Origin of the sequence: Glutamicibacter sp. AOP38-B1-38, assembly GCF_052377485.1 — a bacterium.
Taxonomy (GTDB): Bacteria; Actinomycetota; Actinomycetes; order Actinomycetales; family Micrococcaceae; genus Glutamicibacter.
This window is the reverse complement of sequence record NZ_JBQSWU010000014.1, coordinates 87,613-106,527: the sequence shown is the minus strand read 5'-3', so window position 1 is coordinate 106,527 and position 18,915 is coordinate 87,613. Positions and strand designations below refer to the sequence as shown.

The window sequence follows — 18,915 nt, the reverse complement described above, 5'->3', positions numbered from 1 at the left end:
AGCAGAGGTTGCGTGCCAAGGGCAGCTGATGGGATCCACTCTCGATGATGTGCATGAGATATCCGCCGGTATTAGGAAAAGCTACGAGGTCCCCGGCGGCCACGCCCTGCGGGAATTCGAATCGACGCCGCAGGATCAGCTCTTCCTCGATGCAATAGGCCCCCACCAAAAACGCGCTGAGCGCCGCACGCTCGCCTCGGGGCGTTCCTGTATGGAGGAGCAAGGGATCCACCAGGAAGTCTGCCGACGTTGAGCGGCATTGCGTTCTGTTCATATACAGGCCCACTAGCGGGAGCCCATCGCTGCGGGTTTTGACGAAAGCCACCTGGGCAAGCGTCATCCCGCAGCCGTCCAGCAGCGTCCTACCTGGTTCGCAGCGCAGCTGAATGCCGCGTTCTTTGAGCATCTGCGCTACGGACTCATTCCCGCCTTCGGGATGGCTTGCAAGAACTTGAGTCAGCCATTCTCCGCGGATCAACTTCTGGTGGTACGGATACGCCGAGCCGCTTGGCTCGGCCCCCATGGCGCCCAGCCGGTCGGATTTCCATGTCAAGGATTCATCCCCGGCAGGCAGGGCGGCAAGCTCCTCCCAGAAACCGGTCCACTGCGCGGCATCATCCAGATAGGACATCGGGATCCCGCCGCCCATGTCCACGAATTGCGGGGCATGGCCCAACTCCCGCAACACATCGATGAGCCGCAACGATTCGGCCAACGCCAAGGCCCGCTGCTCTCCGCTGTACCCGTTGAGGTGGAAATGGATGCCGCACACCTCCAAGCCTGCGGTTCGGTCCGCAGAGTCGAGAAAGTCCAGCCACCGCGCGGCGTGGAGCCCGAAACGGGTGGGAGCAATCCTTGGGTTCGCCGAGGCGAGGCGCAGCGCGACCCGAACTCGGCGCCCGGACCGCTCTGCGATATCCAGCAGATCCAGCGCCTCGTCGACATTGTCCAGGCTCAGCACCACGTCGTTGTCCACCGCCAACGTGAGCAGTGCCGGTGACTTGACCGCGGCCGTGACGATCAGCATCTCTGCCGGGATCCCTCGCTTCAGGCACTGGTCGAGCTCGTTGAAACTCGCCACGTCGACGCCGCAACCCTCGGCTGCGGCTTGGTCGATGGCGCCGATCGTCTTGTTTGCCTTACGCGCCAAATAGATCTGGAAATCGATCCCGTGTTCCTCCGCGGCTTGGCGCAGCTCACCGATATTCCGGCTCATCGGCGCAAAATCGTGGAGGTTCAACGGCGAGCCGTGCTCTTCGATCAATTCTTGGCATAGCATCGGGTCGGCCAGGAGCCGTTCCATCCAAGGTTCCAGACGAGCGGTGAGCGGAGCGGTTCCGTGCATCAGTGGTGGCATCAGGGAGCTACTTTCTGGCTTGCGGAGGTAATCTTCGTTGCTATTCGTTGAGCCCAAGCCCGGTATTCCGGGTGCAGGGTGCGGTTCAAGGTGTCGTGGCCCAGCGTGGGGTCTTCGGCGGGCCTGCCCAGGGCAGCCAGCGACTCGTTCCGTTCGCCTCGGGCGTTCAGGCAGGTACCGTCGGTGTCCGTCAGCAGCCCGCGTTCTGCGCGGCGGATCTGGATTTCTTGGTTGACGAGCAGGCTGCCGAACAAGGAATGAGCGGGACGGCCCTCCGGTGCCGGGCCGCTGAGCACCCCGGCCGGTGCGGTCACCGCATCGATCACGATTGCCTCTGCAGTTACGGCATCGGCGGATGGCTCTTGCTGGAGTACTCCCGCGTCAAACAGTGCCAAGAGCTTCAATGCGGTGGGTTCGGGAGGTCCGAAAGCCATGCGTTCGAGATTTGCGGCCAGGCGGTTGAACCGCTCGCGGTCCCCGGTACGCCACTGGATTCTCGACAGCGCCGGAACCAACTGCGCATAAAGTCCTGACCAGAGGATGGACCAGATCCATTCGTGGGTGGCAGGATCCACTCTGCGGTTGGCCCGGAGGCTCGCACGCAGCTTTTCGGCGGGAGAATTGATGGCCGACATCGCTTCGGACTGTCCGGCAAGTATGGTCTCGAAGAGCTCCGTGGCCGAGGCCCGGATGCCGCTTCGCTGCGCGCACCGCAGGGCGCAAGCCAGCAGGATCTGCCACAGCGCATCCAGATCAGCTTCGGGCCGGTCTGTGGCTTTGCCGCTGGGTGCCGCGTTCGCCGCGCCCCATGCGCGAATGCGGGTTCGGAAATCATCCAGAACCTCGCGCAGCGGCGCTGGAATGCGCTGCGGTTTGGGGCTCATCGGAATGTTGCTTCGCGAGGTCATGGTGATGCGTGCCGGTTCTTGCCCACCGGGAAGATAGCGCACCGTGGGGAGCCCATTGCGCATCTCCTGTTCCCAGTGTCCGCCCCTCCCTTCGGTCAGGGCCAGGACCACGTCATAGGCGGTCAGTGCCGCGCCGCGAATGAGAACATTGCTTCCCGGCGGCACCTTGCCCATGACATCGGCTTCGCGTTCAACCGTCAGTTGCGTAGCGCTGAGCGCCCCGCCAAGCATGCCTTCCGAACGGTATCCGGCGAGCCCGTGCCCGGTCGCGAGCACCACCTCATCGTAGAGTTCGGATCCTTGCTCGGAGAAAACTTCCCACTGCGCTCCCTGGCGCTCGATCCCCGTGACCACCAAAGGCCGGTGTGCCAGGTTCAGGCACCCGTCTTCGACGAGCCGCTCGAATTGCTCGCGCAAGTACTCCCCGACCAGGGCTCTCGCGGGGTAGGTGTCCTCCCCTCCAGCGTTTTCGCCGCTAACGGCCCGCCACTGATCGAAGCTCTGCAGACACAGGGTGGAAGACGCATCGATAATGCGGGAATTGACGTTCAGCCGCAGCTCACGCGGCTGGCCGGTATTCCAGACCCTGCCGGCCCCCGGCGGATAAGGATCATAGACGTCAACCCGAACCGGAGTTTCCTGAACGCTTGTCAATGCATCGTTGAGTTCAAGCAACGCGAACAGGCACTTCGGGCCGCCGCCAATCATGGCAATGCGGGTCATCGGGCCGGAGAGTCTTCCAACGACTGCGAGGTATCCAGATCCGGCTCCTCGCCCAGATTGTCGCGGACCCAGTCATCGTTGTACACGCTTTGCAGGTAGGGCACCCCGGAGTCATGGACCAAGAAGGCGATGCGTGAACCATCCGGAATCTCCGGGAGCAGCTGGTCCATGGCGGAGACAATCGCACCGGTTGACGCTCCGGCGAGAATCCCTTCGCGCCGAGCGAGCCGCCGGCAGCCGCGGACCATCTGGATCTCCGGAATTCGGCACACTCGATCCGGTTCGGATTGGAGGGCCAGCGCCGGGACAATCCCTGCCCCGAGTCCGGGTAGCCGCCGGTTGCCGGAGTCGCCGCCGAAGAGCACCGAACCCAGCGCGTCCACGGCCACCAGCTCGGTGGCCAGGCCATGCTCGCGCACGTACTGCTGGCAGCCGAGAAGAGTGCCGGTGGTGCTTGTGGCGACGAAGAGCATGTCCAGACGCCCGTCCATCGCTTCCATGATTTCCGGCATGGTGGTTGAATAATGCGCCTCGGGGTTATGCGGTGAACCATACTGGTTCGTTGTCACGGCGCCCGGATTGTCGGCGAGCAGCTGCGCTACCCGGCGGCGGCGGGCCGCGAGCCTGTTCCCGTCCGGCGGGTCAAGCACCAGATCAACCTCGGCACCGTAGGCGCGCATGATCTCCAACGCCGACTTATTGGCGTTCTCGTCGACGACGGCCACGAATTTGATCCCGCGCACCACGCACTGCCTGGATAAGGCGATGCCCAGATTTCCGGATGTCGACTCGACGACCATGCCGCCGGCCTGCAGCTGGCCCGATCGCATGAAGGCATCGACCAGGCTACCGGCGGTGCGTTCCTTGGTGCTCCCGGAGAGCTGCAGCAAATCCAGTTTTGCAAAAACCTCAACACGAGGCGTGCCAAAAAGCCTGTCCAGTTTCACCGTTGGTGAGTTGAACGGACTCAAAGTTCCTACACTATCCATGATCATTACTCGCATTCGGGCGGTGACAAATCCTGCTGACAAGTGCTTGGCAAAATGAATGCGGTGTGACCTCCACCGCTACCCAGTTTGGCAAGTCTAAACATGGAAGATCGGAACTGGCTGGCATAACGCACGTTTCAGTGTCGATTTTCGTTTTCGGCTTGCTGCCCACCGCTAAATTCCACGAATACCTGCAGAAACTACGCCTTGCCGAACGGTCCCGGCCCTCTCCTGGATTCACTGAGCGCGTCGCCGGCCGGTCCCCAAGCAGTTGATCCGCAGGCAATGCTGCCCGGCGGGCCCACGCAGGATTTGCGCCAATAGTCTAATCTAAGTGATAATCATTCTCATTATGACAGTTAAGAGCACCCTCGCTCAGCACGCCACAGATGGCCACGCGATTGGGCAACAGCCCATCACCCTGCTCGTTGCGCCATCCGACCCACTGATCCGCCTCAAAAACGCCCGCGTGGTCGCTGCAAGAACTCAGCAGTCCCTGCTCGAAATCGATGAGCTTGCGCTGTTCCCCGGCGAGCGCATTGTCGTCACCGGCCCCTCCGGCAGCGGCAAGTCCCTGCTGCTGGCCACGCTCACCGGACGGTGGGCCGCGGGCTTGGCTTTCACCGGCACCCGCACGGCGAATTTCACCCGCATCGGATTCATTCCGCAGCGCGGGCTCGATGCTCTGCACCCGCTTCTCCCGCTGGGGCGGCAGCTGCGCAAGGTCACCGGAAAAAACGCCGGCCAGGTCCACGAGGCACTGAACGCCGTGGGGCTGACCGACCCGGCACTGAGCCAGCGCAGGCCCGCGGAACTATCTGGCGGGCAGGCGCAACGCGCTGCGGTCGCGCTGGCAGTGCTCAGCGATGCTCCGCTGATTCTCGCCGACGAACCGACCAGCGCCCTTGACCACGAATCGCGGGACCAGACCCTGGCCCTGCTTGACCGTGTCATCACCGCTCGGCAGACGCTCGTGGTGGTGACGCACGATCCTGCGGTAGCCACTGCGCTGGCGACTCGTCGACTCGCGCTGGAATCCGGGAAGATCTGCCAGCTCGCCGGGCCCACCATGGAACGAGCACGGCCATGAGCCGGGCCGTACTGGAAGTAGCGCAGGTCAGCGCAACCTACGGGCGCGGCGCCAAGGAGCGGCAGGTGCTCGCTCCGACAACTTTTGAGATTTCGGCCGGTGAATCAATCGCCGTAGTGGGCGCCTCTGGATCCGGAAAAACCACGCTCGCCGAGATGGTCCTCGGGTTGCGCGCACCATCCTCCGGCCAGATCAATGTCCAGGGCCACGAGTGGGCCGCACCGCACAAGCTAGTCTGCGCGCAGCGGCGCCGGCTGGTGCAGGGAGTTCCGCAAGATCCGGCGGCCGCTCTGGTGCCGCGCTGGACGATTCGCCAGTCAATGGCACATGCCATCGCGCGGCTCTTGCCAGGTGAATCCGCCGAGCATCTGATAGCGCAAGCCACCGAGCTCGCGCACTTTGACCCGGCGCTGCTCGGGCGGCGTCCGAGCCAGCTTTCCGGCGGCCAAGCGCAACGTGCGGCCCTTGCCCGGGCCTTGGCCGTGCGCCCGGCGGTGCTCGTGGCCGACGAACCGACCAGCGCCCTGGATCCGCAGACTGCGTGTGCGGTATCCGCCGACCTGCTCGCGACCATAGCCCTTTCGGGTGTGGCGCTGCTTCTCGTAACCCATGACCCCCAGCTTGCCGCGCGATGTTCGCGCACGGTGCGCATCTGTGCACCCACCCGAAATCGCCTCAACTAGCCAAGGAATAGACAACCTATGATTCGACCACGTTCCAGATCCCTCGCACTGATTCTCTTCCCCCTGGTTGGTGCGCTCACGCTCACCGGGTGCTTTTCCACCGCCAGCCCCGGAGAAGCCGCCGCGGACCGCATCTCCGTGGCGCATATGCAGCCGCCGCGTTCCGGGCTCAGCCCGCTCAGCGACGATGCCTTTAAGCTCTCCCGCTGGTCCGCCGCGGAAACCCTGGTCAACCTGGATGATGCCGGTGACGCGGTAGCTGGACTGGCCACCGAGTGGACCCGTGAAGGAGAGCTGATCTGGAACTTCAGCATTCGTGAAGGGGTCAGCTTCCACAACGGGCAGCCGCTGACCGCAGAATCGGTGGTGAACTCGCTGCGCCGCGCGATCGACTCCACCCCGGTACCGCGCATCCTGAACGGCACGCAGCTGAGCGTGGAAGCCCACGGAGAGCAAGGCATTCGCATCACCACCGCCGACCCGGACCCGCTGCTGCCCCAGCGGCTCTCCAGCCCGCAGCTGGCGATCTTTGACGCGGCCGCCTACACGGAATCCGGGGTGAACCCGCTGGGCACGGGAACCGGACCGTTCCAGCTTGTGGCCGTAGACGGCGTCTCCGGAGCCACCCTGGACCGCTTCGATGACTACTGGGGCGAGGCAGCCAAGGCTTCGGGCATCGACGTGAAGTTCGTTCCCGACGGCACCGCCCGCGCCGCGGCGCTGCGCACCGGGGAAGCCGATGTGGTGGAGGCAATCCCGGCGGGGCAGGCCGCTTCGGTGGATCAGGAACTGCTCACCGAGGTGCCGATGCCGCGCACCAACACGCTCTACCTGAATACCGAGCAAGGACCATTTAAGGATCCGGCCGTGCGCGCCGCGGCACGCGAGGCCATCGACCGCGCCGCCATCGTCGGATCGGTCTATGAGAACCGGGCCGATCTCGCCGACGGCCTCTTGGGCCCGGCCCTGCCCTACGCGGCCGGCTACCGCCAAGATGCCGACTACCAGCAGCTGCTGGCAGGCCGGGCGGAACCGGCCAAGGTGAAGGGCGTGAAGATCAATCTCGGCACCTTCACCGATCGGGCGGAGCTTCCCGAGGTCGCCGTGCTGCTGGAACAGCAGCTGGAAGCCGCCGGGTTCGAGGTGAGCCAAGATGTGCGCGAATACCAGTACATCGAAGCCGATGCCCTCGACGGCAAATTTGACGCATTCATCCTCTCCCGTGCCACCGTGCTGGACTCCGGGGATCCGGTGGCCTACTTCGCCTCGGACTTCAGCTGCGAGGGCGGCTTCGCCATTTCCCAGCTCTGCTCTGCGGAAGTTGACCAGGTAATTGAGACCGCCGCGGAAACCGAAGCCGGCAAAGAACGCCAGCACCAGATCATGCTGGCCGAAGCCAGGATTCTGGGCACCGATGCCGCAATTCCACTGCTGCACGAACGTGTCATCCAGGGCGAAGTTCCTGACCTTCAGGATGCCTCACGGGATCCGCGCGAACGCCAGCTGATCACCGCCACCACCCGGCTCGGCGCCGAGTAAGGCAACTGCCCGATGAAAAACAGACGTCCCGGCGGGCGGCAAAACAAGCTGCTTTCCCTGGTCTCACGCCTGCTCAGCGGCGTGGTGCTGCTGTTGATTGCCGGCGCCCTGCCTTGGCTCTCGCGTACCGACCCGGCCGCCGCGGTGCTGCGGGCGCGCTACGCAGAACTGGAGCCCACGCCCGAAGCCCTGGCGGCCATACGTGAGCAGCTGGGGCTCGATGGTGGCCCGCTGGCCTCCAGCCTGCGCTGGTGGTCCGCGGTGCTGCGCGGGGATCTGGGCAATTCCTGGGTCAGCGGGGCCGAAATCGGTCCGGGCGTGTGGCAGGCGGTATCCGTCTCCGCCACGCTCACCGCCTTCGCCATCATCGTTGCGCTGCTCGTCACCAGCTGCCTGATCGCCCCGGCCGCGGTGCGTGCGCTGCGCGGCCTGGAGCACCGCGGTTCCGGGCCGGTCGGGGTTGCGCTGACCGCACTGCCCGAATTCCTGCTGGCAAGCATCCTGCTGGTCATCGCCTCGGTGCAGCTGGGCTGGCTGCCGCCCTACGGCTGGACCGGCCTCGAGACCGCCATCCTCCCGGCCCTTGCCCTTGGCATCCCCGCGGGAGGCCTGCTCGGACGCTTGCTCGCGGATGCGATCTCCGGGGCCGGCGAGGAATCCTGGGTGGACGTCTGGCGTCTGGCCGGAGCCGGCGCCCCGGTCATCCTGTCCGGGGTGCTGCGCCGGGCGGCCGCGACAACCATCGATCAGCTGGGTCTGGTGTTCATCGGCCTGCTCGGCGGCGCGGTAGCCGTGGAACAGGTATTCGCGATTCCCGGGCTCGGCCGCTATCTGCTCGGTTCGGCCAATGCCCAGGACATCCCGGCCCTGCAGGCCGGGGTGCTGCTCATGGCGGGGGCCGCGGTGCTCATCGGCACCCTCACCGCCTTGGCCAGGCGCTGGTTGCGCGGCGGACCGCTTCCACCGGGCTCACTGCCACCGGCGCCCGAGGCGCGCGGCAATGGGCGGATCGCACGCTTCACCGCAATAATTACCTGCTCCGCGCTGCTGGCGATCCTCGCCTTCGGCCTGCCCCGGGACCCCTATGCGATTGAGCATCAACGACTGGCCGCGCCGAGTCTCTCCTTGCCCTTCGGGGCCGATTCCAGCGGACGCGATCTGCTTGCGCGGGTCGCCCACGGGACGCTCGGGACGATCACCCCCGCGGTATTGATCGTCTTGTGCGCCATCATCATCGGCCTGCTGCTGGCGGTGCTCGGCGACATCTCCCGCGGCCCGGCAGAAATCGCCAATGCCACGCCGCCGATTCTTGCCGGGGTGATCATTGCGGCGCTGATGGGCCCCTCCGTCGGCGGAGCCGCGCTTGCGGTGCTGTGGGTTACCTGGCCGCCGCTGACCGCGCATGCCGCCTCGCTGATCGACGAGGCGCGGGCCATGGGCCACATCCGCTGGCTTCCGCTGGCCGGGATGTCACGCTTCGAGATCTTCACCCGGCATATTCTTCCCGCAACGCTTCCGGCGCTGCTGCGCCACGGCATGCTGCGCCTTCCGGGCGTTGCCCTAGCGCTTGCCGCGCTCGGCTTCCTGGGTCTCGGCGCGCAGCCGCCCATGCCGGAGTGGGGCCTGCTGCTCGCCGAAGGCATCGGCTACGTGGAGCGCGCCCCGTGGACCACGCTCACCCCGGCGATTGCCCTGGTGCTGACCTCGGTCTGCGCGGTGGCCGTGGCCGGGATGCGGCGCGCACCGCAAAAGCCGGCCCGTGCCGAGGCCAAGACCGCGGAACCTGCACCGGCAGGCATTTCGGGAGCATAGCGCGACGCGGCCGCGACGGTCCGGCTGCTTAGGAGGATTGGATGCGTTCCCAGAGCTCGGTCACGCGATGCTCAATGTCGGCGTAGATTCCCCTCGCCTCGTCAAGCGTCATATCCTGCGGATCGGCGACGTCCCAGTCCAGGTATTGCTTGCCTGGATAGATGGGACAGGTGTCACCGCACCCCATCGTGATGACATAGTCGGCGGCTCGCACCACGTCATCGGTGAGCGGCTTGGGGAACGCATCTTCCAAGCTAATATTGTGTTCCTTGAGCAGCTCCACCGCCAATGGCTGAATCTCTCCGGCGGGCAACGAGCCCGCGGAGCGGACCTCCACCCGCCCGCCGGATACTTCCGCGAGCAATGCGGCGACCATCTGCGAACGCCCGGCATTTTGCACGCAAACGAATAATACCTGTGGATTGTCCTTGGCAATGCTGCCCATGGATTGAGCGAGCGCGCGCAGTCTGTCATCGGCGAAGCGGGTGGCAATGGCCGCCAGGTAGGTCCGCACACGTGCGGTACGCCCCAAGGTGGCATACGACTCGAAGACATAGCGTTCTATCATCTCGGGAGTGAACGTGCCCGCGTAGCGTTCGGCTAAATGCTCGGACATCCGGCCCAATACGTGGGTGTCCTTGGTGGGATCGGTGTCGTTCGGTGTCCAAGTCATGTGAACTGCCCTATTCCTTTTCTCAGCTGGCAACTCATCGCTACGCAGCAACTTTGTGAAGAACGGTGATTTATCCAAGGCGTTTTTGACACCGGCGGCATAAAAAACACCCACAGCAAACTCGTCGGCTCTGGAAGAGCATGGTCCATCTCGCTTAACCATCAACACGTACGTCGCTAGACATCGATGACTATCGATATCTAATCTTCGGCAATACATCGATGATTGTCAATATCCCAGGTTGCCGGTCAATGCCGAATTCATTTGGCTCACCACAGGCCGCCGCACACTCCCGACGGCCACCAGGCAGGCGCGTGATGGCGCAATCCGGCCCCGCCTGGCCATGCGCGGTGCAACATCAAGCGTTACAAAGGCGCCTGATGCGGCAGAGCATGAAAGAATCCATGCGTATGTCTCGGATCACGGAACTTTTTGCGCGTGATCCAGCGTGGAAGGACGTGGCATGGCGACAGGACCCACCCCGGCTATCGCGCATCAGCGCACGGATGCGGCCTGGATAACAACGGTCTTTGCGGGCATTATGGCGGCCTTGCATATCTGGAAGCTCCCTTCGGCGCTTCCGGTGCTGCAAGAGGAGCTGCACATCTCGTTGATCCTCTCCGGCGTGCTGCTGGGGGTGGTCCAGGTCGCCGGCATGCTCGGCGGCCTGGCCATGTCGCTGCTCGCCGAAATCTATTCCCAGCGAAAAATCATGATCCTCGGCCTGCTCCTGCTCATTCTTGGCTCGGCGCTGGGCTCCTTCTCCCCCAACGCCGGGATGCTGCTGGGCACGCGAATTATCGAGGGGGCCGGGGTGATCATGTGCAGCGTGATGGGCCCCGGTCTGGTGCGCGCCCATGCGCCGCTGCAACGCATGAATCTGGCGGTGGGCTGGTGGGCCGCCTTCATGGGCATCGCCACCTTTTTCGGTGTCTTGGGCACCGCGGTTGCCCTGCGCTTCATCTCCTGGCAGAGCTGGTGGTTCATTCTTGCGGTGCTGACCATGCTCCCGATCCTGCTGATTCTCAAGTTCGTCTCCGCCTCTGCCCCGGGCGGAGGCACCAGCGCCAAGGAAGCCTTGAGGAAGATCGTGGTGACCGCAGCTTCCGGCCGCATCTGGATCAGCGGCATCATCTTCGGCTGCTACACCGTGCAGTGGATGGCAATCGTCGGATTCTTGCCCACCATTTTCCGCGAAGACGGGCTGTCGCCAATCCTCGGCGGGTTATTCTCGGCGGTAGTCGGCGGGCTGAACGCGCTCGGAGCGATTATCACCGGGCTGCTGCTGCACCGTGGAATCGCGGGCAAGAAAATGCTGCTGGCCTCCTTTGCGGTCATGGCCGTGATGGCCCTGTTGACCTTCGCGATCGACTACCCGGCATCGCTGGTGCTCGTTCAGGTGCTCTGCGTGGGGCTGTTCTCGCTCTGCGGTGCCGCCGTTCCGGCCACGATGACGCGCCTGGCGGTTGATCTGGCACCGGAGGGCGGCTCGGCCCCGGCCGCCATGGGCCTCATGCAACAGATATTCAATATCGGAAACTTCACCGGGCCGATGCTCGTCGCCTGGCTGGTGGTCCTCACCGGCGGATGGTCTTCCACCTGGTGGGTGAGCGCGTTCTTCGGGACGCTGGGCTTGGCGATGGTCATGGTTCTGCTGCCCAAGAACTCGCCGCTGAACTCGATCCAGCACGCCTAGGTAGTCGGTGGGGTCATGCCCGCGGGAACCCACCATAGTCTTGAGGACCTAACGGACTACGCGTCCGGTCCAAACCTCGCGGACATCGACGTGGTGGTTTCGAACTCATTGGGCAATTTTGAGGAATCTGCAGCGCCTCATCTTTCTCACGTGGACCGCCGAGGCGGACTGCTTTGTACATAATGGCGGCAAGACGTCGCTACAACCCCGTCGCTTGGTTGTGCATACATGCCTGCTCTGATGCGCCCATCGCCAAAGGCAACACCCCCCTGTTGGCGCGCACCAGAAGACTTCCGAAAACGACGCATAAAATTCTCTAAAACAAAAACTTGACCCTGGATGCAGACGCAATCTCCGCAAAGCATTAACGCATTTTCCAGGTCCGTGGTCATTTTCCGAACGCGACTGGACTGAGTGCCCAAAGTCCTCTGCACTAATCTAGGACGCCCTTACGAGTAACCCTCTCTGGACATCCGATAGCGGATTCGCGGCAACCGGCTCACTGGCACAATGCTGTTGAGCAACCCCATGGATATTCACTGACCAACTTGTCGGAACCGTCCGGCGTCAGTTGCTCGTCAGCACGACTATTAGCGCTTTGGTTTCCAGAGGTCCAGATCCATCCAGTTTTGGGGGAACCCCATGCTTATCTCAGGGGAAATGAGCAGGGAGTTGTCTGGGGCCCGAAGTTGTATGTCGAGCTTTTTGACTTGCGTCTTGAAAGTCATATTCCAGCCCGAGCCGCTTGAGTGAGACATGAGCATGAACGCCAGTGTCGCTGCGTAGATGTACAGCCTTTGATGCGGCTTTGGCGTTGCCGTGAAGTTCGGCGCCATCAAATGAGTAAGTAAACCGCTCGTAGTTTCGTGAGGTTTGATCGAGAGCGGTCTTTTGAAGGCTCGGTTGTACAAACGCGAGCCGTGAGCGCACGTGTTGCGGAAATCGACCATCATGCGGAGCACTGCTCCGAATCGACGCGGATGGGCAAAACCGAACATGCGCGCTACTTCGCGAGCATCTGGTGTCTGCATCAGCTCGAACAAATATGGAAGTTTTCCGAAGCTGAGCACTTCAGTCAGCGCCCAGATCGGCATTGGCTGATTTGGATACTTCAGCAGATGATGCGCGATGAAGTCCTCGTCTTCTGCTCCGGTTCGAACCGCCTCCTGGCACGTTTCCATCCATGCATCGAATTTGGTTCGTTCGCCGACGGGCTTCCCGCAGGCATCAGTGTCGAGACAACGGAGAAGGGTATGGGCGGCGACATCCTTTACCGCCAGAGTATGAGCAATTGCAGCCCTCACCCGGACTTCGAAGTCCAGAAGCCCCTCTAAACAGACGCGCGACAATTTGAAATCGAATGCCTCAAGCTTCATCACGTGGTCGATTCTCGCGCCGGGGATGTACTGGTCTTGACGGTACTGATGCAGACGCTCATCCACCTGGTCGACCGGGAGCAACTGTCGAAATACGTATCGGTATGCTCCAGAGCGGAAGTACCCTACGCGGGTAAGGAAATTAAGTGCCTCGACTTCGTCAGAAATGGCGAGACCGTCGGCTTCAAGTTGTCGAAGCAGTTCATCGCGTTCTTTGAATTCCTTTGTATACTCCACGCATCACCGTTTGTCGACCAATGAAAATCGCCCCCTTGAGCCGAGGCTCAGAGGGGGGCGATGTCTGATGACTACAGGCTAGCACATCCCCCTGACAGTGGCGGGGGCGATGTTCTTGGAGACCGAACATAGTGATTCTGACGCACACGAAGGATTCTTGCTGACAGCTTGTGGATGTACGTTCCGCCAGCCACCGTCCGCAAAAGGAACTTCTAGAGGGTCATAAAGCCAGGAACCCTCCCCACAACAGCAGAATCAACTTTCCAGGGCTTATGCAGCAGCGGCTTTCATGAGTCCCATATTCGTTTCAGTGGCTCCAGTCCTAACCAGAGGCTTTCTCCGGCGGTGCTGACAAGTGCTTTAGCGCTCGTGGCCTTCAACCTGCGAACATTCGGGTCAGGTTCTGTATATTTCTTCGGCACGGGGATGATCCCGTGCGCAGCCCTGAGAAGCGTGGGCGGGTGGGGAAAATGCACTTGATGCTGGCAAGTGGCAGCACCATCTCAACGCTGCCGTCGAGCCTTCAACGTGTGGCGCACTACCCAAGTCATCGCCGCAATGGGCACAATGTTCCCATGCGCCTTTTCCTCATTCGCCACGGACAGACCCCCTCGAACGTCGGGCACCACCTCGACACGGCGGAACCGGGAGCGCCGCTGACCGAGCTCGGGCAGCAGCAGGCCGAAGCCCTGGTGGCCCTGCTTGGCGAAACCGGCATCGAGGCCATTTACGCCTCGAACCTGGTGCGCACCCAGCAGACTGCGGCTCCGCTGGCGGATGCCCTCGGCCTGGACGTCGTAGTGCGCAGTGGATTGCGTGAGATCTCCGCCGGTGCGCTGGAGATGGCCAACGATCAGCAGTCCGTCCAGACCTACCTCTCCATCGCGCTCGGATGGGCCGACGGGAAGCTGGAAACCCCGATGCCCGGTGGCGGCCCGGATGGGGCAGCCGAATTGGCGCGTTTCGATGAAGCCGTGGCGGAGGTGGCAGCCTCCGGAGCGCAGACCGCGGCAATCTTCACCCACGGGGCCATCATCCGCGTCTGGGCCGCAGCCCGGTGCGAGAACCTGGATGCAGCGTTCTCCGCGGAGCATTCGGTGTCCAACACCGGGGCCATCATCGTCGAGGGCTCCCCCGGAAATTGGCGTGCCACTCAGTGGCAAGAGCAAGCCATCGGCGGAGCGGATCTGGAAGATCCGGCCACCGACGGCGCGGCCGCGGATACTTTCACCCGAGAATAGGGACCGCTTTCAGCTCAGAGGTTTTCCGGGCCCGTCTCGTTCCGCTTTCCAAGATCAACGCCTTCGGTTTCCGCATCATGCGGATACAGGTCCGCTCCGGTGCGGTCCTTCAGCGTCAGGGTCGCGAGCAGCGAGGCGGCCACCCAGATGAACAGGTACGTGGATACCGCCACGGTGGTGTCGAACTTGCCCACCAGCGCGGCGGCAATCGTTGGCGCGAACGCGCCGCCGACCACCGAACCCAGCGCATAGCTGATCGAGGCACCGCTGAGCCGGATGCGCGCCGGGAACAGCTCGGCGTAGAGCGCCGGCAGCGGCCCGTAGGAGAAGCCCATGAAGGCACCGAAGACCACCAGGGACACGGTCACCCAGGCGAGGTTCGCGGTTTCGATGAGCAAGAACAGCGGGAAGAGCCAGGAAAGCAACAGCACCCAGCCGATGATGAACATCTTCTTGCGCCCGATTCTGTCCGAAAGCACGCCGCCGAACCAAGTGGAAATCAGCCAGGCCACCGACCCGATGGTGATGATATTGAGGATGTCTCCGGCGTTCAATTCCAGCTTGTTTGTCGCATAGCCCAGAATGAAACCGCCGGTGAGCATGTAGCCTGCGGTGTTGTTTCCCATGAACACCAAGGTCGCCTGCACGACCTTCTTCGGGTGCTTGCTAAACAGCGTGGACAGCGGGGCGGTCTCGGTCTGCTTGGTCTTCTCCAGCTCGTGGAAGACCGGGGACTCCTGGACTTTCACGCGGATGTAATGGCCGATGAGGATCAGCACGAAGCTGAGCAGGAAAGGAATGCGCCAACCCCAGGCCATGAACTGCTCCGCGGAGAGCACCGCGGCGATAATCGCGCTGACCGCCGAGGCCAGCAGCATGCCCGCCGGAACGCCAAGCTGCGGGAAGGCGCCGAATTTTCCGCGGGCATTGTCCGGGGCGTGCTCCACTGCCATGAGCGCGGCCCCGCCCCATTCGCCGCCGGCGGAGAAGCCCTGGACGATGCGCAGGAAGATCAAGAGAATCGGGGCCCAGACGCCAATGGTTGCATAGGTTGGCAGCAGGCCAACGAGCGTGGTGCCCACGCCCATCATGATCAGCGTGGTGATCAGCACCGCCCGGCGACCATAGCGGTCGCCGACGCGGCCCATGACCACGGCACCCAAGGGGCGGAAGAGGAAGCTGATGCCGACGGTGGCGAAGGCGATGATCGAACCGAGCGATCCTTCGGCCGGCGTGAAGAACTGCGGGGCCAGGACCAGCGCCGCGGCATTGGCATAGATGAAGTAGTCGTACCACTCCACGGTGGTGCCCACCATTGTCGCACCGGCGACTCTTTTCTGTTCCGGCGTCATACGCCCCGATGCGGAAGCTGCTGCAGTCATTGCTCCTCCTCGATATAGCGAGTGTCTGGGAGCATTTTCCTGCACATATTCGGGCGCTCGGCGCCGGACTTGGAACGACTCCCTAGCCCCGATATTAGGCCTGTCTTCATAGTTCTACAAGGGTTGCAGCAGCGCCTGCCCACCGGAAAACTGCATTAAAATCCCTTGGGTCCGCAGGCTTTCGGCGCGCTCCGGGCCAGATGGCCCCGAGCCTTCATCCACCCGGTTGCTAATACAAATGATTCTCATTAGTATTAGTCCTTGTGACTTCAGCTACCCCGCAACTCCGGGCGCCCGCGCCCGCCGATCCACCGAGCCTTCCGCAGCGGAACATGCACCGGCGCACGCTTCTCATGTGCGCCGGCACCGCAGCGTTGATCGCGCTGCTGGTGGTCATCTCCGGTGCCGTCGGCGCGGTACCGGTCACCCTCGGGCAGGCGACCCAAATCGTGCTGGGCCACCTGATCCCGGGCATGCCGTGGATGAGCGACGGAAGCCTCACGGCGCTGCAGGACCAAGCGGTCTGGCAATTCCGGCTCCCGCGCGCGCTGCTGGCCGGGCTGGCCGGAGCGGGGCTGGCCCTGGCCGGCGCGCTGATGCAGGTCACCGTGCGCAACCCGCTTGCCGAACCCTATATCCTCGGGGTTTCCTCCGGAGCCAGCGTGGGCGCGGTGCTGGTGATCGTGCTCGGCTCGGCAGCCGTCGGCGGCATTTCGATGAACGCCGCGGCCTTCGCCGGGGCGCTGAGCGCCTGCCTGGGCGTCTGGGCGCTGGCCCGGATCAACGGCACGCTCTCCCCGACCAGGATGATCCTTGCCGGGGTGGCGCTGGGCACCCTGCTCAGCGCCGTGACCAGCTATCTCACCATCTCCACCGACGCGCAGAACGTCATCAGCGTGCTGTTCTTCCTGCTCGGCAGCGTCTCCGCGGCGAGCTGGTCCAGCCTCGCAGGCCCGGCGATCGCCTTGCTGATCGCCGGCCTCGCCACCGGCTATCTCTCCCGCTCGCTGAACGCGCTGATGACCGGCGACGAATCGGCCATCTCGCTGGGAATCAACGCCACCCGGCTGCGTGCGCTGCTGCTGGTCATCGCCTCGCTGCTCACCGGGGCGGTGGTCTCGGTCGCCGGCGGCATCGGTTTCGTGGGGCTGGTGATTCCGCATATCGCGCGCATCATCGTCGGCGCCGACCACCGCCGGATGCTGCCGGTCACGGTGCTCGCCGGCGCCGCATTCCTGATGACCGCGGACCTGCTGGCCCGCACCGTCGCGGAGCCGACCGAGATTCCGCTGGGCATTCTCACCGCCTTCGTCGGCGCACCGTTTTTCCTCTGGCTGATGCGCCGCAACGGCGCCGACCGTGCGGGGTTCTCCCGATGAAGGTGCAATTCGACCAGGTCACCGTGGCCCTCGGCGGCCGCGACGTGGTGCACGCGGCCAGCCTGGAGATCCCCTCCGGCGAGGTCCTCGGAGTGCTCGGCCCCAACGGCAGCGGAAAGTCCTCGCTGCTGCGCACGCTCTACCGCGCGGTCAAGCCCCGGCAGGGCACGGTGCGCGTGGACGGGCAGGACGTGCAAAAGCTCTCCGGCAAGCAGGCGGCCCGCTCCATTGCCGTAATGCTCCAGGACCCGCCGACCGACTTCGACCTCAGCGTGGCCGAAACCGTGCTGCTGGGCCGCGCCCCGCACCAGAACTCCTTCGGCAAGGACTCCGCCGAAGACCTGGAAATCGTCCGGGAAGCCATGGAACGCACGGAAATCACCGAGCTGTCCGGGCGCATGGTCGCCACCCTCTCCGGCGGGCAGCGCCAACGCGTCATGCTGGCCCGGGCGCTGGCGCAGCGCACCCCGGTGCTGGTGCTCGACGAGCCCAGCAACCACCTGGACATCAGCCACCAGCACGATCTGATGAGCACCGTGCGCGGGCTGGGGCGCACGGTCATCGCCGCCCTGCACGACCTGAATCTGGCCGCCCAATACTGCGACCGGGTGCTCATCCTGGACGCCGGGCGCATCATCGCCTGCGGCCCGCCGCACCGCATCATCACCGAACAGCTGATCTCCTCCGTCTACGGCGTGCAGGCGCGCATCCTCGGCGAACCGCAGGATCCGGTTTTCGCCTTCCGCCGCCGCGCGAGCCCGGCCCCCGATTCGATTTCCACCACATCCGCTCCCCGCGCAGAAAGCAACCTCGCCTCATGAAACTCGCTTCCCCTCGCCCGCTGCTCGCGGGCACCGCGCTGCTGGCCAGTGCCCTCCTCACGCTCAGCGGCTGCGGCTCCGCAGTCGCACCCGCCACGGCGCCGGCCGCTTCCGGGGCGGGCAGCAGCCTGGAGAATTGCGGCCGGCAGGTGCGCACCACGCAGATCCCGCAGTCGGTGGTGGGCATGCACCCGGCGCAAACCGAGCTGCTGGTGCGGCTCGGGCAGGCCGACAAGCTGGCCGGCCAAGGCCAGGCCGCCGCGCAGCAGCTGCCCGCCGAGGTGGCCAGCCAGCTGGCCGAGGTCCCGCAGATCGGCGGCGCGCTGCCGCCAAGCCGCGAGGACCTGCTGGCGGTCGCCCCCGATTTCGTCTACTCGCCCACCACCTACGAGTTCACCGCCGAGCAGGGCTTCGCGAGCATCGAGCAGCTCGAACAGGCAGGCGCCGCGGTCTACGTGGCCGCCGGCGGCTGCCAGGACCGGCGGATGACCGGAGAGGTCACCGACCTGTTCACCGATCTGCAGAACCTCGGCGGAATTTTCGCCGCCGAACAGGCGGCCGCGGACCTCATCGCGGCCAGCACCGCGCAGCTGGAGCGGGTCAGCGAGGCGCTGGAGGGGGTGGCGAAGCTGCGCGTCGCGCAGGTCTACGTGGACGGCACCACCTTGCAGGGCATCGGCGCGGGCATCGAATACGACATCCTGCGCCTGGCCGGAGCGGAGAATATCTTCACCCCCGAACAGCCGGCCTTCGATAAATTCTTCGCCGCCACCATCACCCCGGAGGCCCTGGCCGCGGAAGAACCCGAGGCGCTGGTGTTCACCGTGCACGACCCGGAGCATGAGGCGAGCACCCGCGAATACCTGGCCCGGACCTTCCCGCAGATGCCCGCGGTGAAGCATAAACGGCTGATCGCGGTCTCCAGCACCGATGTGTTCCCCGGTACGCTGGGCAACGTCAAGGCGGTAAGCCACATCGCCGAACAGCTGTATCCCGAGGCGTTCTAGCC

General features: G+C 64.2%; 15 protein-coding genes. 9 read left to right on the top strand and 6 right to left on the bottom strand.

Annotation, left to right across the window (positions count from 1 at the left end; translation table 11 throughout):
* The 3 genes from ACT3TP_RS10240 to ACT3TP_RS10230 form a co-directional block, all read right to left on the bottom strand.
* Nucleotides 1-1,357, bottom strand: a 1,357-nt coding sequence (locus ACT3TP_RS10240) for an alanine racemase (RefSeq protein WP_444620538.1), incomplete at its 3' end; no start/stop codon positions are given.
* A complete protein-coding gene (locus tag ACT3TP_RS10235; protein WP_444620537.1) occupies nt 1,357-2,988 on the bottom strand; it encodes an FAD/NAD(P)-binding protein in 1,632 nt (543 codons plus the stop codon). The genes ACT3TP_RS10235 and ACT3TP_RS10240, both read right to left, overlap by 1 nt.
* Complete coding sequence (locus ACT3TP_RS10230) at nt 2,985-3,977, bottom strand: pyridoxal-phosphate dependent enzyme (RefSeq protein ID WP_444620536.1); 993 nt, start codon at nt 3,975-3,977, stop codon at nt 2,985-2,987. Before ACT3TP_RS10230 ends, ACT3TP_RS10235 begins: the two co-directional genes overlap by 4 nt.
* 352 nt (nt 3,978-4,329) lie before the next feature.
* Between ACT3TP_RS10230 and ACT3TP_RS10225 the strand changes: the two genes are divergently transcribed.
* From ACT3TP_RS10225 to ACT3TP_RS10210, 4 genes are read left to right on the top strand one after another with little or no spacing between them, the layout of a single operon-like run.
* A complete protein-coding gene (locus tag ACT3TP_RS10225) occupies nt 4,330-5,067 on the top strand; it encodes an ATP-binding cassette domain-containing protein (RefSeq protein WP_444620535.1) in 738 nt (245 codons plus the stop codon).
* Nucleotides 5,064-5,750 carry an ATP-binding cassette domain-containing protein gene (locus ACT3TP_RS10220; RefSeq protein ID WP_444620534.1) on the top strand — a complete coding sequence of 229 codons (687 nt, stop codon included), beginning with the start codon at nt 5,064-5,066 and terminating at the stop codon, nt 5,748-5,750. The genes ACT3TP_RS10225 and ACT3TP_RS10220 overlap by 4 nt, the downstream gene beginning before the upstream one ends.
* Before the next feature lie 18 nt (nt 5,751-5,768).
* A complete protein-coding gene (locus ACT3TP_RS10215; RefSeq protein ID WP_444620533.1) occupies nt 5,769-7,289 on the top strand; it encodes an ABC transporter substrate-binding protein in 1,521 nt (506 codons plus the stop codon).
* A gap of 12 nt (nt 7,290-7,301) precedes the next feature.
* Nucleotides 7,302-9,101 (top strand): ABC transporter permease subunit, encoded by a 1,800-nt coding sequence (locus ACT3TP_RS10210; protein WP_444620532.1) that lies wholly within the window; start codon nt 7,302-7,304, stop codon nt 9,099-9,101.
* 28 nt (nt 9,102-9,129) lie between these two features.
* Here the strand turns inward: ACT3TP_RS10210 and ACT3TP_RS10205 are convergent, their stop codons facing one another.
* The gene (locus tag ACT3TP_RS10205; RefSeq protein ID WP_444620531.1) at nt 9,130-9,774 is read right to left on the bottom strand and encodes an arsenate-mycothiol transferase ArsC; all 645 of its coding nucleotides are present in this window, start codon (nt 9,772-9,774) and stop codon (nt 9,130-9,132) included.
* Between the two features lie 463 nt (nt 9,775-10,237).
* On the opposite strand from ACT3TP_RS10205, the gene ACT3TP_RS10200 reads away from it, so the two are divergent.
* Complete coding sequence (locus tag ACT3TP_RS10200; protein ID WP_444620530.1) at nt 10,238-11,470, top strand: MFS transporter; 1,233 nt, start codon at nt 10,238-10,240, stop codon at nt 11,468-11,470.
* A 590-nt stretch (nt 11,471-12,060) separates the two neighbouring features.
* Here ACT3TP_RS10200 and ACT3TP_RS10195 read toward each other — a convergent pair.
* A complete protein-coding gene (locus ACT3TP_RS10195; protein ID WP_444620529.1) occupies nt 12,061-13,083 on the bottom strand; it encodes an Abi family protein in 1,023 nt (340 codons plus the stop codon).
* A gap of 575 nt (nt 13,084-13,658) precedes the next feature.
* Between ACT3TP_RS10195 and ACT3TP_RS10190 the strand changes: the two genes are divergently transcribed.
* Nucleotides 13,659-14,324, top strand: a complete 666-nt coding sequence (locus ACT3TP_RS10190) for a histidine phosphatase family protein (protein ID WP_105650482.1) — start codon at nt 13,659-13,661, stop codon at nt 14,322-14,324.
* A 14-nt stretch (nt 14,325-14,338) separates the two neighbouring features.
* Here ACT3TP_RS10190 and ACT3TP_RS10185 read toward each other — a convergent pair whose 3' ends face one another.
* On the bottom strand, nt 14,339-15,706 hold the full coding sequence (locus ACT3TP_RS10185; RefSeq protein WP_444620528.1) for an MFS transporter: 1,368 nt from the start codon (nt 15,704-15,706) through the stop codon (nt 14,339-14,341).
* Between the two features lie 263 nt (nt 15,707-15,969).
* Between ACT3TP_RS10185 and ACT3TP_RS10180 the strand changes: the two genes are divergently transcribed.
* Genes ACT3TP_RS10180 through ACT3TP_RS10170 form a run of 3 tightly spaced genes read left to right on the top strand, consistent with a single transcriptional unit; the run spans nt 15,970 to nt 18,913 of the window.
* Nucleotides 15,970-17,085 carry a FecCD family ABC transporter permease gene (locus tag ACT3TP_RS10180; RefSeq protein WP_444620527.1) on the top strand — a complete coding sequence of 372 codons (1,116 nt, stop codon included), beginning with the start codon at nt 15,970-15,972 and terminating at the stop codon, nt 17,083-17,085.
* Nucleotides 17,082-17,906, top strand: a complete 825-nt coding sequence (locus ACT3TP_RS10175) for an ABC transporter ATP-binding protein (RefSeq protein WP_444620526.1) — start codon at nt 17,082-17,084, stop codon at nt 17,904-17,906. Before ACT3TP_RS10180 ends, ACT3TP_RS10175 begins: the two co-directional genes overlap by 4 nt.
* Complete coding sequence (locus ACT3TP_RS10170; protein ID WP_444620525.1) at nt 17,903-18,913, top strand: ABC transporter substrate-binding protein; 1,011 nt, start codon at nt 17,903-17,905, stop codon at nt 18,911-18,913. The genes ACT3TP_RS10175 and ACT3TP_RS10170 overlap by 4 nt, the downstream gene beginning before the upstream one ends.
* Nucleotides 18,914-18,915 lie beyond the last annotated feature (2 nt).

Coding starts and splice junctions, on each gene's coding strand:
- ACT3TP_RS10235 (WP_444620537.1), bottom strand. CDS start 2,988: ATGACCCGCATTGCCATGATTGGCGGCGGCCCGAAGTGCCTGTTCGCG.
- ACT3TP_RS10230 (WP_444620536.1), bottom strand. CDS start 3,977: ATGGATAGTGTAGGAACTTTGAGTCCGTTCAACTCACCAACGGTGAAA.
- ACT3TP_RS10225 (WP_444620535.1), top strand. CDS start 4,330: ATGACAGTTAAGAGCACCCTCGCTCAGCACGCCACAGATGGCCACGCG.
- ACT3TP_RS10220 (WP_444620534.1), top strand. CDS start 5,064: ATGAGCCGGGCCGTACTGGAAGTAGCGCAGGTCAGCGCAACCTACGGG.
- ACT3TP_RS10215 (WP_444620533.1), top strand. CDS start 5,769: ATGATTCGACCACGTTCCAGATCCCTCGCACTGATTCTCTTCCCCCTG.
- ACT3TP_RS10210 (WP_444620532.1), top strand. CDS start 7,302: ATGAAAAACAGACGTCCCGGCGGGCGGCAAAACAAGCTGCTTTCCCTG.
- ACT3TP_RS10205 (WP_444620531.1), bottom strand. CDS start 9,774: ATGACTTGGACACCGAACGACACCGATCCCACCAAGGACACCCACGTA.
- ACT3TP_RS10200 (WP_444620530.1), top strand. CDS start 10,238: ATGGCGACAGGACCCACCCCGGCTATCGCGCATCAGCGCACGGATGCG.
- ACT3TP_RS10190 (WP_105650482.1), top strand. CDS start 13,659: ATGCGCCTTTTCCTCATTCGCCACGGACAGACCCCCTCGAACGTCGGG.
- ACT3TP_RS10185 (WP_444620528.1), bottom strand. CDS start 15,706: ATGACTGCAGCAGCTTCCGCATCGGGGCGTATGACGCCGGAACAGAAA.
- ACT3TP_RS10175 (WP_444620526.1), top strand. CDS start 17,082: ATGAAGGTGCAATTCGACCAGGTCACCGTGGCCCTCGGCGGCCGCGAC.
- ACT3TP_RS10170 (WP_444620525.1), top strand. CDS start 17,903: ATGAAACTCGCTTCCCCTCGCCCGCTGCTCGCGGGCACCGCGCTGCTG.